At 31.6% G+C, this 7,232-nt stretch carries 3 protein-coding genes; all 3 read left to right on the top strand.

Going from position 1 to position 7,232, the window contains the following annotated elements; genetic code table 11:
* Nucleotides 1-1,427: 1,427 nt before the first annotated feature.
* The 3 genes from F6K22_RS25340 (at nucleotide 1,428) to F6K22_RS25350 (ending at nucleotide 7,115) form a co-directional block, all read left to right on the top strand.
* Nucleotides 1,428-3,485 (top strand): tetratricopeptide repeat-containing sulfotransferase family protein, encoded by a 2,058-nt coding sequence (locus tag F6K22_RS25340; protein WP_293104366.1) that lies wholly within the window; start codon nucleotides 1,428-1,430, stop codon nucleotides 3,483-3,485.
* A gap of 768 nt (nucleotides 3,486-4,253) precedes the next feature.
* On the top strand, nucleotides 4,254-6,290 hold the full coding sequence (locus F6K22_RS25345) for a tetratricopeptide repeat protein (protein ID WP_293104369.1): 2,037 nt from the start codon (nucleotides 4,254-4,256) through the stop codon (nucleotides 6,288-6,290).
* A 681-nt stretch (nucleotides 6,291-6,971) separates the two neighbouring features.
* Nucleotides 6,972-7,115, top strand: a complete 144-nt coding sequence (locus F6K22_RS25350) for a hypothetical protein (protein ID WP_293104372.1) — start codon at nucleotides 6,972-6,974, stop codon at nucleotides 7,113-7,115.
* Nucleotides 7,116-7,232 lie beyond the last annotated feature (117 nt).

The raw sequence follows: 7,232 nt of genomic DNA on the forward strand, positions 1-7,232 counted from the left end.
TAGAGGAATATTTGGGGATGAAGTTTAATTGGTAATTTAAAAATAAGGAATAAGGTGATTAAGGCGCGGGAAATTTTCTCTTTTATTGTAAGCATCCAGGTATTAGTTTTCAGCTTTTATTGCGGAATGCGCTCCCATTCAGTTTTTCCTTGGAAATAATTCTGTACTTAGTAATTAATGAAAAAAATTAGCTAATATGCTTTGAGAGTAACTTTGAATTTTACTCAATCTTTTAACTCTGATTCTTCCTTCAAAAAGAATAATACCAATTCCCATGGATTAATGCTATACTTGGGTGACACTTCAGTTATTAAGTAATTAACAAGCAAAGCAAACAGGACTTATTCCTTAATTATTAGCAAATTAATGTTAATTATTCTTATTTTGTACTCCCGTTGTATGCAACGTCCCTCCCCCCACGTCCCACATTCCCCACCTAATCAAATATAGCAATATTTTTGATAAATGGTATAAGTTAATGGGGCTCCAACTAAGAGCTGATGAATGAATATTTATGCTTTATTGAAGACATTTCAATAGTTCTTTTTGGGTAGAAAATTATAGCAATTTGAAAAAATAATGCAACAAACAGGAAGTAAAAAACTTATTTTGTTATTACTAGGGAACGAGCTAACCTTTAGGAGTTAAGATTAAGTCAGCAAAAGCAATTTCCTAATTTGATTCCTGAGCTAGAGATTACCACGGGGTTGCTCACTATTTGCTCAACTAAAATAATTATATGAAATACAAAAAATGATGCTACTTATGAATTTACCGAATAATTAAGGTTTAAAGCCTCTCACTCGCCGTGGAGAAACAAGAAAAAATTTTCATGATTAGTCAATCCTCTTCTTTTCAAGAAGAGGTAATAATTAATTATTAATTGTTGAACTATCTCCTCATCCCCCATCTTCCTATCAATATATCCGTAGGAAAAATTAACCTATTTCATATTACTGGGGAAAGTAATATAATGTCCGGTTGAATACTGATGAATAAGGATGAAGGAGTCAGTCATCAGGAGGGAAGAAGAAGGAAAAAGAAAAGAAAGTTTTTTATAACTAATTAAACGGATATGATATAACCCTGGCAATGACAGTAATATCCAAGAAAGCTAATTCTAATACCAATTCACTTTAAAGATGTCACAAATAGTTTCAAACCCCATAAGTGAAATTATTGTGGCGTCAAAGTTTTGAGTCTATAAAATATTAATGCATGACTTTTGAGTGTGGTGAAGTGCGTCTTACATTCTGTTCGTGGAGCGTTTCCGCAGGAAATGGAAACCTCACCAATTAGCACTCCATGCATGACTTTTAACTTCCGTGAAAGGGTATAAGATGTACTTTATGAATCAGGTCTAAACAAAAAAAATACCTTCCTTTTTCCTAGAAGTAAATCAATTTAGAATGGGAGTTAGGCAAAATATGTCGGATATAGAAAATCAAGAAACAGCAGCATTTAATTTCAAACAAAAAGCTGAAAAATATTTATCTCAAGGAAAGTTAGATGAAGCTTATGCGAATTGTTCTAAAGCTTTAGAAATTTCACCTAACTCTGGAGAAATTTACAAAATATTGGGTAATATCTGGGAAAGAATGGGGCAGTTAGAATCAGCTAAAAAATCTTACAAACAAGCAATTCAATATAATTCAAATTTAGCAGAAGTTCATGCAAATCTAGGTAGTATAAGTGCTAGGCAAGAGCAATGGGAACAAGCAATAAAATATTATGAAAAAGCTATTAGTATTAAACCTGATTTTCCAGGTTTTTATCGTAATTTAGCTAAAATATGGCAGTGTTTAGGAAAAGAGCAGTTAGTAACAGAATGCAGATATCAAGCACTTATTTTAGAACCAAAATTAGCTACAGCAACAGAATGGTTAAATCTAGGAGATAAATTATTAGAATTAGGCAAACGAGAAGAGGCGATCGCTTGTTTCTATATGACTATAGAATTAGACAAAAAATTATCACTAGCATATCAAAATTTAGGAGAATTACTGATTAAAAGCGCGAAACTTGAGTCAGCATTAGTAGTTTTAAAGCAAGGAATAAAAATGACTCCTAAAAATCCCAGATATTACTACTTACTAGGGGAAGTTTTTCAAGAAAAAAAAGAATACGATTTAGCCATACCTGCCTATCGTTATGCTATAGAACTAAAACCAGACAATCATTTATTCCACAAAAAATTAGGAGACGTTTTTCATAAAAAAGGTGAGCTAAAGTCAGCGATTGTCTGTTACCAAAAAGCCATAGAAATTAATTCTGATTTTTTTTGGAGCTACTATAGTTTAGGTAATATATATACTAAACAACAACAATGGGATGAAGCGATCGCTGCTTACTACAAAGCAACTATTATTAATCCGAAATTTCATCAACTTTACTTCTACTTAGGCAATGCTTTTCTACACAAAGTTCAAAATGATCAAGCTGTAGATGCGTACCTGGCAGCTATTAAATTAAAACCAGAACATCCTTGGTTTTCCAATTACTCTACATTATGGAAATTTCTTGTAAGTCAAGGGCAACTTCAGCCTATATTAAAGTTATATCAAAACGCCACTAAACTTAATCCAAATAGTGTTTTGTGTTATGTAAATTTAGGAGAAATTTTTACAGAACTAGGAAATATAGATGCAGCAATTACCTGCTATCAAACTGCTTGTTATAATAAAATTAGCAAATCTCATCCAACCTTTGTTGAACAAAATTGGAATTCCCAAAATATTAGGAGACCTAACTTTATTATTATTGGCGCTCAAAAGAGTGGCACAACTTCTTTAGAAAATTACATCGTTCAACATCCCCAAGTAATACCAGCTATTAAGAAAGAAACCCATTTTTGGTATCGAGACTTTAGTAAAGGAATTAATTGGTATCTCGCACATTTTCCTCCAATTCCCAATTCACAAAATTTTATTACTGGTGAAGCTACTCCTAATTATCTGGAATATTATCAGTCTGCCAAACGAATATATAGTGTATTTCCTAATATTAAATTATTGGTAATTTTAAGAAATCCTGTGGATAGAGCTGTTTCTCAATACCATCATTGGGTAAGAATAAAAAGAGAAGAACGCTCTTTTGAAAAAGCTATAGATGCAGAATTAGAAATGCTTTTAAAAAATCCAAATCAACCTCAGGGAGATCGGAACTACTGGCAGCAACAACCTGGAAATTATAATTATATAGGTAGAGGTGTTTATGTAGAATTTATCAAGAAATGGATGGAAATATTCCCCAGAGAACAATTTATAATTTTGAAGGGAGAAGACCTTTATGAACAACCTATTACTACTATGAAGCAAGTATTTTATTTCTTGGGTTTACCAGAACATCAACTGCAAAAATATAGAAAGTTAAATGCTGGCTATTATCAACCAATTAACCAGTCTGTTCGCCAGAGATTGAGTGAATATTTTCAACCTCATAATCATAGATTAGAGGAATATCTTGGTATTAAGTTTAATTGGTAATCTTAGAAAAAGTAATATGTAGTTGTGCTTTGAGGAATTTCCTAGTTGAGAGAGGCAACAGGCAACAGAGAGTCAGTAGAATGTGTAATTAATTTTGCATAGTCACTTAAGAAAGAAGGAGGAAGTTCAACAATTAATAATTAATAATTAATAATTAATTATTGAAAATCAGAGGATTTACCTTTAAGGAAAATTTTTTCTTTTCTCCTGGTCGATTGGATATGGCGTTTAGCTAACGCAAAACTTCGTTAACGATACGCGAAATGAAAAGCGGAGTGGCTCTGCACTCTTCGGGAGACCTCGCCATCCCATCCTAGGTCATGCTCCGCAAACGACCCGCTTTTCTCTTTTAAAGGAGAGGTTTTAAACCTTAATTAGGGCTGGCTGATTAAATATCAAAGCACTATTCAATAAAGGTTTGAAGAATTTTAGGTACTGAAAAAGTACCAGCTTTTCGGTTGATGGAGGGGAAAAAGTGAGCCTAAACGAGGTAATTATGACAGAAAAACTAAGGAGCAATTATGAATGACCACCTCTTCTACAACTCCCGTAAATCCTAACTCTTAACTACTCCCTACTCCCTATTCCCTACTCCCTACCCTATCAAAAAGACTTTCCATACGCAAACCCTAATTATTCGGTAATTAATAGGAAAAAAATACTGTTTTATTAAAAAAACTTCAATAGTAGGTTTTAGGTAAAGAGTTAAAAAAATATATTCCTTTTTTTCTTCGAGTCAAGCTAATTAAATCTGGAGTTAGCCAAAATATGTCAGACATACAGAATCAAGAAATAGCAGCATTTAATTTCAAGCAAAAAGCTGAAAAATATTTATCTCAAGGAAAATTAGATGAAGCTTATGCCACTTGTTTGAAAGCTCTAGAAATATTACCCCACTCTGGAGAAATTCATAAGACTTTAGGTAATATTATGCAAAAAATGGGTAAGCTGGAATCAGCTAAAAACTGCTATCTAAAAGCAATTGAAGAAAATCATAATTTAGCAGAATCTTACGCAAATCTAGGTAGCATAAGTGCTAGACAACGGCAATGGGAACAAGCAATAAAATATTATGAAAAAGCTATTAGTATTAAACCAAATACAGCAGGTTTTTATCGGAATCTAGCTAAAATATGGCAGTGTTTAGGAAAAGAGCAGTTAGTAATAGAATGCAGCTATCAAGCACTTATTTTAGAACCAACATTAGCTCCAGTAACAGAATACTTAAGTTTAGGAGATAAGTTATTAGAATCAGGAAAAGTAGAAGAGGCGATCGCTTGTTATAACCAGGCAATAAAATCAGATAAAAAATCATCAGCAGGATACAATAAACTCGGAAATACTTTAATTCAAAAAGGGGAGTTAGATGCAGCAATAAAAATATATAGTCAGGGAATAGAATTAATACCAAAAAATCCCAGTTTATACTATAAATTAGGAGAAGCACTAACAAAAAAACAACAATATCAGCAAGCTATTACTGCTTATTATCGGGCTATAGAATTAAATCCTAATAATTATTTATTTTACATTAAAATTGGATATATTTTACAAAAGCAAGGTCTTTTAGATGAGGCGATTAGTTGTTTCATTAAATCCTTAAAAATTAAACCTAATGTTTGGAATACCTACTGTAAAATAGCCGATATTTTTGAACAACAAAACCACCATAATGCTGCAGCAGAATGTAGATTTAATCAAAAATTACCCCAAGATTTATTGCATAAATTTTGTCAACTAACAGAAGATTGGAAAGTTACTTCTAATTCCATTAGGACTATAAATCTAATCAACATCTATCCCCCCAGTCAACTAAATTTATTTCCATCTCAAAATATCGAGAGAAAACTTCATCCTAGTTTTCAAATTAATCAACTAAAATCAGGAGAAGCATTCATCGCTATTGTACCAGAAGCAAGAGCTTGGGGAGATGAATTAAATAGTGCTGTAATTACTGTAGATAATCAAATATTAACAGATATATCTTCTGGTACTCCCGAATTGATTATGTCTTCATCTAAATTATTTCCTGTTCATAAATTAAAGGGAACAATAGCATTTTTATCAGTTAAATTTGGAGGTGGTTGTTATTATCATTGGATGGTTGATATAGTTGCTAGGATATCTCTACTATATCAAAGCAATATAGATATATCGAGTATAGATAAGTTTGTTATTAATAAATTTCAGGCAAAATTTCACAAAGAAATTATCAAAGAGTTAGGAATTCCCGAAAATAAAATTATAGAAAGTTGTAATTATCCTCATATTCAAGCAGACAAATTAATAGTTCCATCAATACCAATTAATTCAGGATTCAGGATTGCTGAATGGACTTGTAAAACCTTAAAAAATATATTTTTATCTAAACAAATTAGTAAAGAGTCATTCTATCCAGAAAGAATATATATAAGTCGTCATCAAGCATCAAAGCGACGAGTAGTTAATGAAGCAGAAGTAGTTAGTGTATTAGAAAAATTTGATTTTAAAATTATCATCCTAGAGCTAATGTCAGTGAAACAACAAGCATTATGTTTCGCTAATGCTAAAGTTGTAGTAGGACCTCATGGCGCCGGATTAACTAATCTTGTATTTTGTAGTTCTGGTACTAAAGTTATAGAATTTTTTGATTCTGAATATGTAGTTAAATGTTATTGGTTAATCAGCAACGTCTGTAGTTTGGAACATTACCACTTAATAGGTGATGAATTTGATGATAACTTCTCTGGTAAACCAGCTAATAAAGATATTCTTGTTAATTTACAGAAACTATTAGACTTAATGAACCTGGCAAAAATTATTTGATTCCCTGATAAAAGACGAATAGTTAATCAACAAGAGGTGATTAATTTATGAGAAAAATTTGGTTGAAAAACTATAACCAGAGAATCAATTTCAGTAGCACAAAAGGCATCATTACTAGCTCATAGTCAAGTTATAGTAGCAACTAATTGTACTGGTTTAACCAACCTTGTATTTTGCCATCCTGGAACTAAAGTTATAGAAATTTTTTACCTAGAATATGTCATAAATTATTATTTTCTTTTGAGTAATATAGTAAGCATTCAGCCGTCAGCTAACAGCTTCCGAGACAGATTTATATTTCACACCACACAATTAATTGTATGGGTTGACAAGTCAAACAAGTTGTTTTTGTATTTCAATTTATGGCTTGAAAATGTGCTATAAGTTCAAGAAAGAATTGTTTGATTCATAATTAGATATCTCAGCTGAAAGCTAATAGCTAAATGCTTATGTAATATATAGCAATCAGGAATGATTTATGAGATATTTATAGCGGTTTTCACAAAGGTAGACTATGTAGAAAAAAACTATATTTCTCTAAGCGAGTTAATTTAACTTCTATTGCTGTAGTCTATGTTAATGAAAACCGCTATAAGAAGAATTAAGAGCAATCAAAATCCTTTTAGATTCTGAGTTCTGAGTTCTGACTCCTAATTACCACTAAAATCTTACAACTGAAATATGATTGCTATATGTGCTTGGGAAAACTACCACTTAATAGGTAATGAATTTGATGATAACTTCTCTGGTAAACCAGCTAATAAAGATATTCTTGTTGATTTACAGAAACTATTAGACTTAATGAACCTGGCAAAAATTATTTGATTCCCTGAGATAAGACGAATAGTTAATCAACAAGAGGTGATTAATTTATGAGAAAAATTTGGTTGAAAAACTATAACCAGAGAATCAATTTCAGTAGCACAAAAGGCATCATTACTA

The organism is Okeania sp. SIO2F4, from assembly GCF_010672385.1.
GTDB lineage: Bacteria > Cyanobacteriota > Cyanobacteriia > Cyanobacteriales > Microcoleaceae > Trichodesmium.